Source organism: Micromonospora sp. NPDC006431 (assembly GCF_042870725.1).
Classification (GTDB): domain Bacteria; phylum Actinomycetota; class Actinomycetes; order Mycobacteriales; family Micromonosporaceae; genus Micromonospora.
In genome coordinates, this window is sequence record NZ_JBIAHQ010000026.1 from 51,083 (window position 1) to 67,285 (window position 16,203).

The 16,203-nt window shown below is 70.8% G+C and carries 12 protein-coding genes and 1 pseudogene; 5 read left to right on the forward strand and 8 right to left on the reverse strand.

The features are described from left to right. The first annotated feature begins 140 nt into the window (after nt 1-140). Nucleotides 141-4,499, forward strand: coding sequence for a S8 family serine peptidase (locus ACFYM6_RS30825; protein WP_387280983.1), 4,359 nt, complete (start codon nt 141-143; stop codon nt 4,497-4,499). 102 nt (nt 4,500-4,601) lie between these two features. Here ACFYM6_RS30825 and ACFYM6_RS30830 read toward each other — a convergent pair whose 3' ends face one another. After that, complete coding sequence (locus ACFYM6_RS30830; protein WP_387280984.1) at nt 4,602-5,117, reverse strand: winged helix-turn-helix domain-containing protein; 516 nt, start codon at nt 5,115-5,117, stop codon at nt 4,602-4,604. A gap of 667 nt (nt 5,118-5,784) precedes the next feature. Here ACFYM6_RS30830 and folE point away from each other — a divergent pair. Both folE and ACFYM6_RS30840 read left to right on the forward strand, forming a co-directional pair. After that, nucleotides 5,785-6,459, forward strand: a complete 675-nt coding sequence (gene folE, locus ACFYM6_RS30835; RefSeq protein ID WP_387280985.1) for a GTP cyclohydrolase I FolE — start codon at nt 5,785-5,787, stop codon at nt 6,457-6,459. A gap of 17 nt (nt 6,460-6,476) precedes the next feature. Further along, nucleotides 6,477-7,730 carry an NAD(P)/FAD-dependent oxidoreductase gene (locus ACFYM6_RS30840; protein ID WP_387280986.1) on the forward strand — a complete coding sequence of 418 codons (1,254 nt, stop codon included), beginning with the start codon at nt 6,477-6,479 and terminating at the stop codon, nt 7,728-7,730. Nucleotides 7,731-7,752: 22 nt separating this feature from the next. Here the strand turns inward: ACFYM6_RS30840 and ACFYM6_RS30845 are convergent, their stop codons facing one another. The 7 genes and pseudogenes from ACFYM6_RS30845 to ACFYM6_RS30875 form a co-directional block, all read right to left on the reverse strand. Next, entirely contained in the window at nt 7,753-8,397 is a 645-nt protein-coding gene (locus ACFYM6_RS30845; protein WP_387280987.1) for a helix-turn-helix transcriptional regulator, read from the reverse strand. A gap of 89 nt (nt 8,398-8,486) precedes the next feature. Further along, a complete protein-coding gene (locus ACFYM6_RS30850) occupies nt 8,487-8,711 on the reverse strand; it encodes a hypothetical protein (RefSeq protein ID WP_387280988.1) in 225 nt (74 codons plus the stop codon). Beyond that, a complete protein-coding gene (locus tag ACFYM6_RS30855; protein ID WP_387280989.1) occupies nt 8,645-9,379 on the reverse strand; it encodes a hypothetical protein in 735 nt (244 codons plus the stop codon). The genes ACFYM6_RS30850 and ACFYM6_RS30855 overlap by 67 nt, the downstream gene beginning before the upstream one ends. 28 nt (nt 9,380-9,407) lie before the next feature. Beyond that, nucleotides 9,408-9,755, reverse strand: a pseudogene (locus ACFYM6_RS30860) (xylan 1,4-beta-xylosidase); the annotation flags it as partial. A gap of 47 nt (nt 9,756-9,802) precedes the next feature. Continuing rightward, nucleotides 9,803-11,074 carry a sugar ABC transporter substrate-binding protein gene (locus ACFYM6_RS30865; RefSeq protein ID WP_387280990.1) on the reverse strand — a complete coding sequence of 424 codons (1,272 nt, stop codon included), beginning with the start codon at nt 11,072-11,074 and terminating at the stop codon, nt 9,803-9,805. 750 nt (nt 11,075-11,824) lie between these two features. Further along, a complete protein-coding gene (locus tag ACFYM6_RS30870) occupies nt 11,825-13,504 on the reverse strand; it encodes a Na+/H+ antiporter (RefSeq protein ID WP_387280991.1) in 1,680 nt (559 codons plus the stop codon). Nucleotides 13,505-13,743: 239 nt separating this feature from the next. Then, nucleotides 13,744-14,241, reverse strand: a complete 498-nt coding sequence (locus ACFYM6_RS30875; RefSeq protein WP_387280992.1) for a cation:proton antiporter regulatory subunit — start codon at nt 14,239-14,241, stop codon at nt 13,744-13,746. Between the two features lie 349 nt (nt 14,242-14,590). Between ACFYM6_RS30875 and ACFYM6_RS30880 the strand changes: the two genes are divergently transcribed. Continuing rightward, nucleotides 14,591-15,547 (forward strand): HAMP domain-containing sensor histidine kinase, encoded by a 957-nt coding sequence (locus tag ACFYM6_RS30880; protein WP_387280993.1) that lies wholly within the window; start codon nt 14,591-14,593, stop codon nt 15,545-15,547. 2 nt (nt 15,548-15,549) lie between these two features. Next, entirely contained in the window at nt 15,550-16,203 is a 654-nt protein-coding gene (locus tag ACFYM6_RS30885) for a response regulator (protein WP_387280994.1), read from the forward strand.

Consider the following 16,203-nt stretch of genomic DNA (forward strand, 5'->3'; position numbering starts at 1 on the left):
AGTTCGTCCATTCCGGGCGTGATCCAAACGGGAGGGTCTCCCACACCCTTCGCCATGACTCGATCAACTGCGGGTCGTCTCTGGAGGAGGCAGCACCAATGCTAAGACGTCCACACAGGAAGCGCATCGCCAGATGTCTGGTGAGCGCCGGCGCTGCGATCGCCCTCGTCGCAACAGGATTGGCCACCGGTTCAGGTGCACAGGCGGCACAGACCGGGACGGGAGCAGCCTCCGCCTCTGACAAGATCCGCCCGGACCTGGCCAAGCAGCTGCAGGGCAAGACCGAGGGCGACTTCTGGATCCACTTCAAGGCCAAGGCAGACCTGAGCAAGGCCACCGGAATCACGGACTGGGCCAAGCGGGGCACCGCGGTCGCGGAGGCGTTGCAGAAGACCGCCGCCGAGAGCCAGGCCAAGATCAAGGCTGAGCTCGAGAGCTCGGGTGTGAAGTACCAGACCTTCTGGGCGACCAACGCCATCAAGGTCACCGGCGGGTCGTCCACGATGGCCCAGAACTTCGCCGCCCACGCCGAGGTCGACGGCCTGTACGCCCCGATGGAGTACAAGGTTCCCGAGGTCACCAAGGGCACCAACGAGAAGACCGTCAACGCCCTCGAGTGGGGCATCGCCAACATCAACGCCGACGACGTCTGGTCCCAGTACGGCGTCAAGGGCGCGGGCATCACGGTGGCGAACATCGACACCGGCGTCCAGTTCGACCACCCCGCCCTGGTGAACTCCTACCGCGGCAACAACGGCGACGGCACGTTCGACCACAACTACAACTGGTTCAACGCCGCCGGGACCTGCGCCGCCGCGCCCTGCGACAGCAACGGCCACGGCACGCACACCATGGGCACCATGGCCGGCACCGACGGCGCGAACCAGATCGGCGTCGCCCCTGAGGTCAAGTGGATCGCCGCGAACGGCTGCTGCCCCAGCGACGCCGCGCTGATCTCCTCCGGCCAGTGGATGCTCCAGCCCCGGGACCTCAACGGTCAGAACCCGGACGCCAGCAAGCGGCCGAACATCATCAACAACTCGTGGGGTACCACGGCGCCCTCCAACGAACCGTTCATGGAGGACGTGACCAACGCCTGGGCCGCGTCGGGCATCTTCGGCGCCTGGTCCAACGGCAACAACGGTCCGTCCTGCCAGACCAGCGGCTCGCCGGGCAGCCGGATCAACAACTACTCCGCCGGCGCCTACGACATCAACAACAACATCGCCAGCTTCTCCTCCCGCGGCGCCGGGCAGGACGGCGCGATCAAGCCGAACATCTCGGCCCCCGGCGTGAACGTCCGGTCGAGCGTTCCGGGCAGCAGCTACGCCAGCTTCAACGGCACCTCCATGGCCTCCCCGCACCTCGCGGGCGCGGTCGCGCTGCTGTGGTCGGCGGCACCGGCGTTGGTCGGTGACATCAACGCCACCCGCGCGCTGCTGAACACCACGGCGGTCGACAAGGCCGACGCCCAGTGCGGCGGCACCGCGGCGAACAACAACGTGTACGGCGAGGGCCGGCTGGACGCCTTCGCGCTGCTCAACGCCGCCCCGATCGGCGACACCGGCACCCTGGCCGGCACGATCACGGACGCGGGCAGCGGTGCCCCGATCGCGGGTGCCGCCGTGGCCCTGACCGGCGCGGCCAGCCGCCAGCTGACCACCGGGAGCGACGGCAAGTACTCGTCGCTGCTGCCGGCCGGCGACTACCAGGTCGCCGTGTCGGCGTTCGGCTACGAGAGCAAGACGGTGCCGGCGACGGTCACCAAGGACACCACCACGACGACCAGCGTCGCGCTGGCGGCGGTGCCGAGTGTCACCGTCAGCGGAACGGTCGCCGACGGTTCCGGGCAGGGCTGGCCGCTCTACGCCAAGGTCAGCGTCGAGGGCCCGTCGGGCGTGTCCGACTACACCACCCCCGCCGACGGTCACTACAGTTTCAAGCTCCCGAGCGGGGCGACGTACAGCATCAAGGTCGAGCCGCAGTACCCGGGCTACCAGACGGTGACCAAGGATGTCGTCGTCGGCTCGAGCAACGTCACCCACAACGTTGCCGTGCCGGTGAACGCCAACTCGTGCACCACGGCGCCCGGCTACCGCAACGGCTCCGACGGTGTCTACGAGACCTTCGACGGCACCACCGCGCCGGCCGGCTGGTCCGTGGTGGACGGTCTCGGTAACGGCCAGGTCTGGCAGTTCAACGACCCCGGCAACCGCGGCAACCTGACCGGCGGCGCCGGCAACTCGGCGGTGCTCGACAGCGACAAGTACGGCAGCGGCAACCGGCAGGACAGCTCGCTCGTCAGCCCGGTCGTCGACCTGACCAACGTCACGGCGCCGGTGATCCGGTTCAACCAGGACTTCCGGCAGCTGGGCACCAACAAGGCGGATGTCGACCTCAGCCTCGACGGCGGCACCACCTGGGCCAACGTGCTCCGGCAGTCGGCCAGCGCCCGGGGACCGCTGGTCACCGAGGTCAAGATCCCGCAGGCGGCCGGCAACGCGCAGGCCAGGGTCCGATTCCGCTACTACGACGCCTCGTGGGCCTGGTGGTGGCAGGTCGACAACGTGCTGATCGGCAGCCAGGTCAGCTGCCAGCCGATCGACGGTGGCCTGGTGCTCGGCCACGTGCAGGACAAGAACGACGACAGCTACCTCAACGGCGCCACCGTCACCAGCGACGACCGGACGGCCGAGAAGGCCACCACCGCCGCGACTCCGGACGACACCGACCTGCCGGACGGCTTCTTCTGGATGTTCTCGTCGTTGACCGGGTCGCACAAGTTCACCGCGAAGGCCGGCAGCTACGTCAGCCAGAGCAAGGACGTCGACGTCCGGAAGAACGGGGCGACGGCTGCGACCTTCCAACTCGGCGCCGGCCGGCTGTCCATCCAGCCGTCCGACGTGAGCGGGACGGTCCAGATGCCCGCCGGTAAGGTCAACAAGTCCTTCACCGTGACCAACACCGGTGCCGCGCCGGTCGACGTCCAGTTCAGTGAGCGGGACGGTGGCTTCTCGCTGCTTCGGGCCGACGGATCCACGATGAGCAAGCAGCAGCTCCTCGCCTCCAGCGGCGCGCCGGAGCAGCGGCTCGAGGTGCCGACGTCGTTCGCCGCGCAGGCGTCCAGCAAGGACGCCAAGGTGACCACCGCGGACGGCCCGCAGGCCGCGCCGTGGACGGACATCGCGGGCTACCCGGCTAACGTCATGGACAACCGGGTGGTCAACCTCGATGGCAAGGTGTACTCGATCGCCGGCGGCAACGGATCGGCTTCGTCGGCGAAGAACTACGTCTACGACCCGATCGCGCAGACCTGGGCGGCGATCGCCGATCTTCCCGGTGCCCGCAACGCCCTGACCGTGGGCGTCGTGGACGGGAAGATCATCGCGACCGGCGGCTGGGGGGCTTCCGGGCCCGACGGCGCCACCTGGTCGTACGACCCGGCGGCGAACACCTGGACGAGCAAGGCCAGCAACCCCGCGCCGCGCGCCGCGGCCGGGCAGGCGGTCGTCGACGGCAAGCTGTACGCCATCGGCGGTTGCACCACCGCCTCCTGCACCCCGATGTCCAACACGGTCGTCCGGTACGACCCGGGCAGCGACACCTGGGAGACGCTGGCCAACTACCCGAAGTCGGTGGCCTTCGCCTCCTGCGGCGGGATCGACGGCGTCGTCTACTGCACCGGTGGTAACGACGGGTCCGCCGCGCAGAAGGCCGGCTATGCCTTCGACCCGGGCGCCAACGCCTGGACCGCCATCGCCGACGCGCCGACCGACACCTGGGCCAGCTCCTTCGCCGTCGCCAGCGGCAAGCTCATGGTCGTCGGTGGCGTGCAGGGCGGAGCCGTCAGCAACGCCGGCTTCGCCTACGACCCGGGTGCCAACTCCTGGTCCAACCTGCCGAACGCCAACACGGCCCGTTACCGCGGTGGCGCGGCGTGCGGCTTCTACAAGATCGGCGGCTCCTCGGGCAGCTTCAACGCCACACCGGACAGCGAGGCCCTGCCTGGCTTCGAGGAGTGTGCCGAGCGCCCGGCCGATGTCAGCTGGATGACGATCGACAAGACGTCGGCCACGCTGGCGCCGGGCGAGAAGATCACGGTCACCGTCGGGATGACGGCAAACGTCGACCAGCCGGGCACCTACTCCGGTTCGATCGCGATCAAGGAGAACACGCCGTACACGGTGCAGCCCGTGCCGGTGACGATGAACGCGCAGCCTCCGGGCACCTGGGGCAAGCTGCTCGGTACGGTCACCGGGACGAACTGTCAGGGCGTCAGCGCACCGCTCCAGGGTGCGACCGTCCAGGTCGACTCGAAGTCGACCTCCTGGACCTTCAGCACCGACGCCCAGGGCAAGTACGCCTACTGGCTGGACCGCAAGCACAACCCGTTGAAGATGATCGTCGCCAAGGACGGCTGGAAGCCCCAGAACCGTCAGACGACGATCAGCAGCACCCCAAGGGTGGAGGACTTCGCATTGTCCCCGACCAGGTGCTGACAACTGAACAGTGACTGACCCGGCCCGCCTGGTTGCGACCAGGCGGGCCGGATCAGTGTGTGCAGGTTGTCGGCCAGCTTCGGCGCCGGTGGAGCGTCGCGGTCAGGCCAGGGCGAGGCGGAAGCCGACCCCACGGACCGCGTGGATCGCCGCCCGGGCGTCCAGCCAGGCGAGCTTGCGCCGTACGCGGCGCACCACCGAGTGCATGTCGGAGCCGCGGCCGAGGTGCTCGTTGCCCCAGACCTTCAGGTGCAGCTGCTCGTAGGTCCACACCTGTCCGGGCGTACCGACCAGGCACACCAGGAAATCGTGCTCCAACGGCGTGAGATCGATCTCGCGGTCCAGCCAGCGCAGCACCCGTCGGTCGGAGTCGACGATCAGCTCGGGCGGTGGCGGCGGACCGGCGTCCGCCACGGCGTCGGCGATCTCGATCTGGCCAGCCGGTGCGGTCCCGGCGGCCCCGGGTGCCCCGGCCGCGTCGAGGAACTCCCGTGCCTGCTGGACGGTCGAGACGATCAGGAAGGCCTCCGTCCCGCCGAGCAGCTGTGCGAGTTGCCGGCGTTCGGCCGGCGAGGACGCGATGCCGATGACCAAGGATTCGTTCGGGATTGCCCTCATCCCCCCACCCCTTCCGGTTCCCGACCCGTTCTGGGATGTTTCTCCTGCAACGCCAATCAATTGGCGTTCTTACATGCTAATGCCCGTTTGGCGTAAAGTATCCGCTGATCGGCGAGTCAGTAGTCGATTGTGGACAACAATTTTGAAACGTGGTCGTCGTTTTGTTGGACGGTCACCGCTCGCGGTGGACGGCGAACCCGGTCTCCGCTGCTCGCCTGGTGCGTAGCCCCGGCCCCCCACCGCTCAGGGTGGCCCCTGACGCTGTTTTCCGGTGCTGCCGAGATGTCACTCCGGGTGCTCGTGCCACCTCTCTTCAGGCGTTTCGCCGCCGCGTCGTTGATCAAGGCGCCGTTGGTATAGTAATGCACTTCGATGTAACGGGCAATGTCCTATGCGCACCTTGCATTTGTGATAGCCGATACCGGTTTGAGTGTTCGAATACCGATTGTTCAGGTCGCTCAGGACCGTGGCCGAGGAGACCGACCGGGTCCCGGGCGGGGGAGGCCCGTACCCCGCGAGCGGATGCCGGCGCCCGCTCGTCGTAAGCGCCGGCTCCCGCTCCGAGTAGGCCCTTGAGCGCGCCCAGGCCCTGCCGGTGGGCGACGATCTGCCCGCGCGGGATTTTCACCAGTGGGCGCTATTGAAATTCCGGCGCAAGCACGCCAGGATGGCGACGAAGAGCAACCATCCCTGGTGGAGACGGAGGTTGCGGCGTGGCACCTGCACACCGCACTCGGAGGTGGCTGACGTGAGCATCGCACCGGCCCAACGCCGCGTCGACCCGCGACCAGTGCTCGACCTGGTCGCCGCCGAACAGGCCGCCGCCCGGTTCCTGGCCGCACTCGACATCGACCTGGACTCGGAGAGCCTGCGCGACACTCCCCGCCGAATGGCCCGGGCGTACGCCGAACTGCTCACCGCACGTCCGTTCGACCTGACCACGTTTCCCAACGACGAGGGCTACGACGAACTCGTCCTGGCTCGATCCATCCCGATCCGGTCGGTCTGCGAACACCACCTGCTGCCCTTCGTCGGTGTCGCACACGTCGGCTACCTGCCCGGCGAGCGGATCCTCGGACTGTCCAAGCTCGCCCGCGTGGTGGAACTCTTCGCCCACCGCCCGCAGGTGCAGGAGCGGCTGACCAAGCAGGTCGCCGACTGGCTGGCCCTCGAACTGGCACCCAAGGGCGTCGGCGTCGTCATCGAGGCCGAGCACCTGTGCATGACCCTGCGGGGCGTACGGGCCACCGGCGCCACCACCGTGACGTCCACCCTGCTCGGCGCCCTACGAGACGACCCCCGCTCCAGAGGCGAGTTCTTCTCCCTCACCGGCGCCCACTGACCGAACTGGAGAGCGGCATGGAAAGCAGCGACACCTTCGTCATCGTCGGCGCCGGACTCGCCGGCGCCAAGGCCGCCCAGACCCTGCGCGAGGAGGGCTTCGCCGGCCGCGTCATCCTGCTCGGCGCCGAGCCCGAACGGCCCTACGAGCGGCCACCGCTGTCCAAGGGCCTGCTGCTCGGGACCACGGGATGGCTGGACGCGTACGTGCACGAGCCCGGCTGGTACGCCGCGAACGACGTCGAGCTGCGGACGGCGACCCGGGTCACCGCCGTCGACCGCGACCTCCGCCAGGTCGTGCTCGACACCGGTGAACGGCTCGGATACGACAAACTGCTGCTGACCACCGGCTCCACGCCCCGCCGACTGGACGTCCCCGGTGCCGATCTGGACGGCGTGCGGTACCTGCGCACGCTGGACGACTCCGCCGAGATCGGCACGGCCCTCGTTGGCGGCGCCCGCCTCGTGGTCATCGGTGCCGGCTGGATCGGTCTGGAGGTCGCCGCCGCCGCCCGCCAGTACGGCGCCGCCGTCACCGTGGTGGAGACCGCCGACCTGCCGTTGCAGCGGGTGCTCGGCGACGAGGTCGCCCGGGTCTTCGCCGACCTGCACCGCGGCCACGACGTTACCTTCCACTTCGGCGTCGGAGTCCAGGAGATACGCGGCGCGGGGCGGGTCTCCTCGGTGCTACTGACCGACGGCACCGAACTGCCCGCCGACACCGTCGTCGTCGGCGTGGGCATCCAACCCGACACGCAACTGGCCGAGGCGGCCGGCCTGAAGGTGGACAACGGAATCGTCACCGACGCCCGGCTGCGTACCTCCGACCCGCACATCTACGCCGCCGGCGACGTGGCCAACGCCCACCACCCGCTGCTCGACCGGCAGCTGCGCGTGGAGCACTGGGCGAACGCGCTCAACGGCGGCCCCGCCGCGGCCCGGTCCATGCTGGGCCAGCAGGTCGAGTACGACAGGCTGCCGTACTTCTTCTCCGACCAGTACGACCTGGGCATGGAGTACTCGGGGTGGGTGGACCCGCGCGGCTACGACCGGGTGGTGTTCCGTGGCGACCCGGCCGTGGTGGGCGGCCGGGCGCCGGAGTTCCTGGCGTTCTGGGTCTCCGACGGCCGGGTGCTGGCCGGGATGAACGCCAACGTCTGGGACGTGACCGACCAGATCCAGGCGTTGGTGCGGGCGGGCCACCGGGGCCGCGCCGTCGACCTGGACCGGCTCGCCGACCCGCAGGTGCCGCTCGGCGACCTGCTGCCCTGACGGCAGGAGCCGGCGCGACGCGTCAGGCCGGGCGGACCTGCACGCAGCAGGCGTCGGGCGCCGGGGCCAGCCGCGCCCGCAGATCCGCCCGGCCGAGCCCGCTGAGCAGCCCGGCGATGAAAGCCTCGTTCAGGCCGCACACCAGCTCGGTCTGCCGGGCGGCGAGGGCGTGGAAGGGGCAGTTCCGCAGCCGGATCAGCTCCTGCTCGCCGGCCGGCTCGAAGCCCAGATCGGCCAGAACGGCGGAGACCGGCCGGCCGCCGCCGACCTGGCGACCGATCTCCGCGCCCCGCTGCGCCGCCACGCGGAGAGCGGCCGACCGGGCATCCGTCGGATCCTCGGCGACGGCCTCGGCCAGGATCTCGCCGATCAGCTCGTAGCGGCGCTCCGGGATGGTCAGGGCGATGCAGCCCGGCGCCGCCTCGTACACCTTCGGCGTCCGGCCACGGCCGCGCGGCTGGTCGGCCGGAGCCTCGTACCGCGCGTGCAGCAGCCCGGCGTCGACGAGCTTGTCGAGGTGGAACGCCGCCAGGTTGCGCGAGATCCCCTGCGCCTCGGCGGCCTCGTCCCGGGTCACCGGGTGGTCCTGGCTCCGGACGTAGTCGTACAGAGCCCGTCGTACCTGGTCGGTGAGGACAGTCACCGCCTGCCAGGGGGCCGTCGCCATGCCGAGAGTTTATCACCAACAGACGTTGTCGAAATTTCTCCTCGGCGCGTCCATCGAGAAGAAAACGCCTCGGCCGGCTGAGTAGGGCGTCACCGCGGCGGGCCCACCTCCACCAGCACCGCGCCCGGCTGCGGCACCTCCAGCTCCAGCACCGTGCTCCCGTCCCGGTCGACGGCGTCCACCGGCTCGGCGCGCAGGGTGTCGACCGCGCGTAGCGCCGCCCACTGCTCCTCGTCGGGCCACTCGTCTACCCCGAGCCGCTCGGCGACGGTGGTGATGTCCCCGTGCTCCCGGTCGAGCCGGGTGACCCGCACCGGCCGCCCGGCGACGCCGTCGATGCTGAGCGCGACCCGGCGGGCCAGCGCCCGATCGCCGTCCCGCTTCGACTGGTCCAGCGTCGACCCCACACCAGCACCGCGAGCGAACCGTCGTCGCGCCGGCTGGCCCAGGTCTGCACCAGCCCGTCCGCGCCGTCACCGGACGCCCGCACCGGCAGTTCCGTCTCGCCGAGGCGGGAGAGCAACCACAGCGCGTGGTAGCGGGGCTTGGCGATGCCGCCAACGGTGATCAGCCCGAACCCGCCGTGCAGCAGCCGCGGCGGCCGGCCGAGCTCCTCGAAGTGGTCGCTGGCGACCCCGTACGACAGGGCGTCCACCCGGCCCGCCGCCGAGCGCATGCCGGTGAGCAGGAAGGTCGCCGCGAACACCCCGTCGTTGACCGGGTGGAAGTGGGTCGGGGTGACGCCCCACTCGGTCCAGAGGATGCGCGCGTCGGGGCGGCCGAAACGGCGCAGCGTGGGGCGCAGGTCCAGCGGCGGGCTGCCGTACGTGTGGGTGGAGACGAAGTCGACCGGTGCGCCGCTGATGCTGGCATGCTCGAGCAGGGCGTCCACCCAGCCGGCGGCGGCCGACGACGGCCCGCCCACCGGGATGCGCGGGTCGACGTCCTTGACCGCCTGGGCGGTGACGTCGTACAGCCGCATCCACTCCGCCCCGGGTGCCGGACCAGAACACCTCCAGGTTGGCCTCGTTCCAGACCTCGAAGTCCCAGCCGAGCACCTCCTCGCCGTACCGGTCGAGCAGGTGGCGCACCAGCGCCCGGACCAGGTCGGCCCACCGCTCCCAGTCCTTCGGCGGCGAGATGATGCCGCGGTACTCGAAGACCGTCCGTTCCGGTTCGCGGGCCAGGTCGCGCGGCATGAAGCCGATCTCCACCACCGGCCGCAACCCGGTGGAGAGCAGCAGGTCGTACGTCTCGTCAACGCGGCTGAAGTCGTGCACCGGCTTGTCGTCGACCTCGCGATAGACACCGAGGTCGTCGTGCAGGATCGAGTGGGCCCGTACCGTCTCGACGCCGATCTCGTCGCGAACCCGTCCTCGGCCGGTGCGCGGTGGCGGAGGTCATGTCAGCTCCCGGTGCCGATCGCCGTCGCCTTGGTCTGCATCCCCTTGGCGACGGTGGCGGGATCGGAGACGCCGCGCACCACCCGCTCGATGCCGTCATCGACGACGTCGGCGACCTGCTCCCAGGTGGCGATCGCCGGCGCCGACTTCGCGTCGTTGAGCTGCTCACCGAACGCCTTCACGAACGGGTCGTCGGCCAGCTTGCCGGACTGCCAGCTCTCCTGCACCGCCGGGAGACTGCCGACCAGGTCGTACAGCTTCTGCTGCGCGGCCGGGGTGGTGAGGAACTGGACGAACTTCCAGGCCGTGTCGCGGTTCCTGGACCCCTTGAAGACCGCCAGGTCGAAGCCGCCGATGAAGGAGGTGCCGGCCTGCTCGCGCGGCATCTGCGCGACGTCCCACTTGCCCTCGAAGCCCGGGCCGCCCTCGCCGCGCAGGATGCCCATGTGCCACGGGCCGGAGACGAAGGCGCCGACCTCACCCTTGATGAAGCCCGATCCCACCGCCTCGGGGGCGAGATTCGTCGGCGCGAGGCCCTGCTTGAAGAACGAGGCGTAGTACTCCAGCGCCTTGCGCATCTCCGGGGTGTCGAGGGTGAACTTGCCGTCCTTCATGATGTCGGCGCCGGCCTGCCAGGCGAAGGGCATGAAGCTCTGCCACGACCCGGTGCCGCCCGGCTGCAGGTAGATGCCCCACTTGGCGCCGCCCTTGTCCTTCATCGCCTTGGCGAAGTCCGTGAGCCCCTGCCAGTCGGCGGGCTTCTGCACCCCCGCCTTGGCGGCGAGATCCTTCCGGTGGAAGATCAGCCGGGTCTCGACGTTCCACGGGACCCCGTAGGCGGTGCCGCCGACGACGGTGCTGTTCCACGAGCCCTCGAAGAACTTGCTCTTGTCGAACAGGCCGGTGGGGGTGGGGTCGAAGGCGCCCGTCTTGGCGAACTCGCCCATCCAGGTGGTACCCACCACGCTGACGTCCGGCGTCTGCCGGCCCACGATGGCCGTGGCGATCTTGTCGTGCGCCGCGTCGAACGGGAACGACGTGACGTTGACCTTGGCGTCGGGATTCTCCTTCATGAAGTCGCTGGCGAGCTCGGTGAGCTTCTCGCCCTCGCCGCCCACGGCCCAGACCCTGATCGCGCCCTTGGCCTTGCCGGCCGCGATCTCCTTGCCGGCGGGCTGGCCGCCGGAGCCCGAGTCGGCCTCGTCCCGGCCGCAGCCGGTCACCCCCAGCGCGAGGGCGACCACCAGGGCGGTCGCATATCGCAGATGCTTCATGTCCTCTCCTTCTCGGAGTGGGCGACGCCGCCCGCCCGGCCCGCGCCGCTGCGGCGCGATCCGGGCGGGCGGCGGCGTCCGGTGGTGGATGTGGTGTCGGTGCACGGCCAGCCCGTCGACCCGGTGCGCCATCTCCATGACCTCGGCGTCCGAGTCGGCGCGCAGGTGGGTGCAGAGATGTGGACGCTGGTCGACACCCCGGCCAGGCGAGCGATCTCCCGGAGCGTCAGCCGACTGTTGTTCATGCCACCACCGACCCGTTACGTTCTCGGTCACCGAAACCGGCTAAAGCAGCACCATTGGCGGCTGTGCCGCAGTTCACAACCGCCCGGCCCGAGATTTCCGGCGACGAGGGGTTGTCCGCGATGGCCACAGTCGCGTTGCACCGCCGCATCCTGCTCAACGACCGACCCCACCTGCTGCTCGCCGGAGAGGTGCACTACTTCCGCCTGGATCCGGGCAACTGGGCCGACCGGCTACGCCACCTGGCCGTGCAGCAGCGACTGGCCCGCTACGTCCACGCCGGCGGGACGCCTCCTGCTGCCCGGCGTGCTGCCCGAAACCGATCACGACGGGCGACCCTGCACGTGCTCGCCGAGGTGCTCGGCCTGCGGTCACTCGGCTCCGGCGGGGTGTGCGGCGTGGAGGTGACCGCAGGCCGGGGGAGGGCCCTGGTCATCGCCTGCGACTACCCCGGCCATCCCGGACAGCAGCGGCAACCTCGTCAGCGTCTCCTCGCTGGATCGCCGGTCAGCGGCGGTTGCGCTTCGGGAGTAGCAGCTCCTCGTGATCGAGTTCGCGTTCCAGGACGCGGAGTCCCTCGTCGGGCAGCCGGCCGGCGTCGCGCCAGCGCAGCAGCTCCTCCCGTTGGGCCTCGATCGCGGCCCGCCGGATGCGCAGCGCCGCCTCGTACTCGGGTGAGGTGGGCACCTCGGCTGATTCGGCGCTCTGCAGCAGGTCGAGGCGACCCCGATAGCGGGCCAGGCGGGTCTGCAGCTGCCCGCGGGTGACGTTGACGGCCGCTGCCAGGTCCGGCTCGTCGGCGGCGACCTCGTCGAGGCGGGCCAGGGCCGCCTCGACGGCCGCCGAGCGGGCCTCGTTGCGTACCCGGGCCTGGTCGTTCTCGTTGGCCCGCAGGCCCAGCGCCCGGACGAGCGGCGCGAACGTCAGGCCCTGCCCGACCAGGGTCACGAGAACGACCACGAACGTGCAGAACAGCAGGAGGTTACGGTCGGGGAAGGGCACGCCGCTGTCGGTGGTCAGCGGCAGGGTGAAGATCGCGGCGAGACTGATCACGCCGCGGGTTCCCGACCAGCTTAGCGCCGCGACCTCGCGGCCGGTCAGTCGACGCGCGTTGCGCTCCGCCCGCGCGGCCTCGCGGCTGCTGCCGGGCTCGTCGGTGTCGTCCTCGTCGGAGGTGCCGCCGAGGCGGGTGTGCAGCGAACGGGGGAGCACCTGGATCAGCACCAGCCACGCGGGGCGCAGGAGCAGCACCACGCCGACCGACACGGCGACCGCGATGACGACCGTGGAGGTGTCGTACTCGTGCAGGCCCCGGACCACCGTGGGCAGCTGCTGGCCGATCAGGAGGAAGACGAAGCCCTCGAGGAGGAAGTCGACCAGCCGCCACACCGCGCTGGTCTGCAGCCGGGTGGCGCCGGAGAGGAGCCGGGGCGTGTGGTGGCCGACGATCAGCCCGGCGATCACCACGGCGAGCACGCCGGAGACATGAAGCTCTTCGCCCACCAGGTAGGCCACGAACGGCGTCGCCAGCGAGATGGCGTTGGACAGCAACGGATCCGCGGTGAGTGGTCGGGCCAGCCGTACGCCCCACGCGACGACAGCGCCCACCGCGACCCCGCCCACCGCCGCCAACATGAACTGGCCGACAGCGGACGGAAACGAGAAGCCACCGCCCACGGCGGCGGCGACGGCGACCTTGAGGATCGTGAGCGCGGTGGCGTCGTTCAGCAGCCCTTCGCCCTGGATGATGGTGACCAGCTTCGGCGGCAGGTTGACCCGGCGGCCGACCGCCAGCGCGGCCACCGGGTCGGGCGGCGCGATCGCGGCGCCGACCGCGATCCCGGCGGCCAGCGTCGCCCCGGCGACGAAGAGGTGGAAACCGACTCCCGCCAGTAGGGCGGTGAGCAGCACCAGCACCACGGACAAACTGACCACGATGCGAAGGTTGCGGCGGATGCCCAGCAGCGAGGAGTCCAGCGCCGCGCTGTAGAGCAGCGGCGGCAGCACGACCGTGAGCACAAGGTTGGGATCAAGGCTGATGTTGGGCCCCGGGAGCAGCGCGTACGCGATGCCGATGAGCGGCAGGAGCGCCGCCGCCGGCAGGCCCGTGCGCGACGCCACCCACCGCACGCCGACGATGACCGCGACGGCGGCGAGCACGAACAACAACGTCGTCTGGGGGCTCACCCAGTTACTCTCCCTGGCCGGCGGATGGTCCGAGCAGACGGCACGCGCGACCGCCCCGGCCCGGGCTTGGCTCAGCCGGCCGGAGCCCATCGGTGGCGGCATCGGCGCTGAAGCGCCGGCCGCGCAGTCTGCCGCAGTCCGGAGCGTACCCGCTGGTATGGGCGGGGTGACCTCGGCCGCAGCACGCGGAGAGCGACGCCACGACCCTGCCGGTCAACCCGGTGTCGCCTCGACCACCCTCAGCGGTCGGCCCCGGGACCGCCCGCGAGCAGGTCGGCGAGGGCGGCCACCCGGCGTTGGTCGGCGACGGCGACGAGCGTGTCGTCGGGGCGCAGGACGAAGTCCGGCGCCGGCGCGGCGATGACCTGATCGCCGCGAACGACGGCGACGATCGACGCCCCGGTACGGGTACGTGCCCGCGTGTCGCCCAGCGGCCGGCCGACGTAGGGGGACCCGGCCGGCAGGCGCAGTCGAACCGCCGCCACCCCGTCGACCTGCCATTCCAGCTCCGTCAGGTGGTCGACGGTGACCGTCGTGTCCAGCACGTCGGCAACCCAGCGCGCCTCGTCCGGGTCGAGGACGACCGTGCTGAGCGCCCGCTCGGCGTCGTCGGGGTCGTAGACGACGAGGTCACGCTGGCCGGTGAGGTGGCAGACGACACCGAGCCGCTGCCCGGCGCGGGTGGTGGTGGCCCACCCGATACCGACCCCGGGCAGTGCGATTCGTTCCATGGTCATCGTTTCGTTCCCATCAACTCGGCGCGGCCGTGTTCGCGCCGCGCGTCCGTGCCAAGAGCCTGCGGCCGCCGTTGCGGCCCGCGGCGATCCTCACCCGGCGACCACCCCCAGCATGGCGCGGCGGGCCGGCACCCCGCATCGGTGCCGACCCCCATTCCGGCCGACGACCTCCCACGGTGCCCGGCGTCGTCCACTGGCTTGGGCGGAAACATGGGTGCCCGCCCCGATGCCGCCCCACCCGGTGTTGGGCGAGCCTGGACGGGCGCCGCGGTTCCGGGCCGACCAACCGCCCGTTTCCGGGGACGCTGTTAGAAAGGACGCGGAGCGCACCGGAGAGGAGGCGGCCGACATGTCACTGTCGCTGTTCTGGCGGATCTTCCTGCTCAACGCGGCGGTACTCGTGGTCGCCACGGTCCTGCTGCTGCTCGGCCCGATCACCGTGTCGACCCCCGTCGTGCTCACCGAGGTGGCGGTCCTGGCCGGCGGCCTCGCCGCCATGCTGGTGGCCAATGCGCTGCTGCTGCGCGTCGGACTGGCACCGCTGGAGCGGGTCACCCGCACCATGCGGACGATCGACCTGCTGCGTCCCGGGCACCGGCTGCCGGTCACCGGCCAGGCCGGAATCGCCGACCTGATCCGCACCTTCAACGCCATGCTCGACCGGCTGGAGGCCGAACGCGCCACCAGCGCGGCGCGTGCGCTCTCCGCTCAGGAGGCCGAACGGCGGCGCGTCGCCCGGGAACTGCACGACGAGATCGGCCAGACGCTGACCGCCGTGCTGCTGGACCTCAAGCGCGTCGCCGACCACGCACCACCACCTGTCGGCGACGAGCTGCACCAGGTGCAGGAGACCACCCGCAACAGCCTCGACGAGATCCGTCGCATCGCCCGCCGGCTGCGCCCCGGCGTCCTCGACGAACTCGGCCTGGCCAGCGCGCTCAAGGCCCTCACCACGGAATACACCACCGCCGGGCTGACCGTGCACCGGCACCTCGCCGGGGACCTGCCGGAGCTCGACGACCAGGTCGAACTGGTCCTCTACCGGACCGCCCAGGAGGGGCTCACCAACGTCGTCCGGCACTCGGGGGCCCGCACGGCGCACCTGATCCTGCAGCGCACCGCCGGCGGCGTCGAGCTGCGGATCCGCGACGACGGCCACGGGATCGCGACCGCCCACGAGGGCGCCGGCATCCGCGGCATGCGGGAACGGGCGCTGCTCATCGGCGCCGACCTCACGATCGGCCCGGACCCGGCCGGCGGCACCGACGTGTGCCTCCGGGTACCGACGCGAAACGAGACCAGCTGACCATGCCCGGACCCACCCGCATCCTGCTCGCCGACGACCACGGTCTGGTACGCCGCGGCGTGCGACTCATCCTCGACAACGAACCCGACCTCACCGTCGTCGCCGAAGCCGCCGATGGTGCCGAAGCCGTCGAGCTGGCCCGCACCGCGGCCCCGGACCTGGCCATCCTGGACATCGCCATGCCCCGCCTGACCGGCCTGCAGGCCGCCCGGCAGATGTCCCGCTCGCTGCCCGACCTGCGCATCCTGATGCTGACGATGTACGACAACGAGCAGTACTTCTTCGAGGCCCTCCGCGTCGGCGCCGCCGGCTACGTGCTCAAGTCGGCGGCTGACCGCGACCTCATCGACGCCTGCCGGGCGGCCATGCGCGACGAGCCGTTCCTCTACCCGGGGGCCGTCACCACGCTGGTCCGCGACTACCTCGGACGGGGCAGCAACCCCGACACCGTCACCGCGCGGCGGATCACCGACCGGGAGGAGGAGGTCCTCAAGCTCGTCGCCGAGGGGCACAGCAGCAAACAGATCGCCGACCTGCTGTTCCTCAGCGTCAAGACCGTCGAACGGCACCGGTCCAACATCCTGCAGAAGCTCGGGCTCCGCGACCGGCTCGAACTCACCCGCTACGCCATCCGGGCCGGCCTCATCGAACCGTGA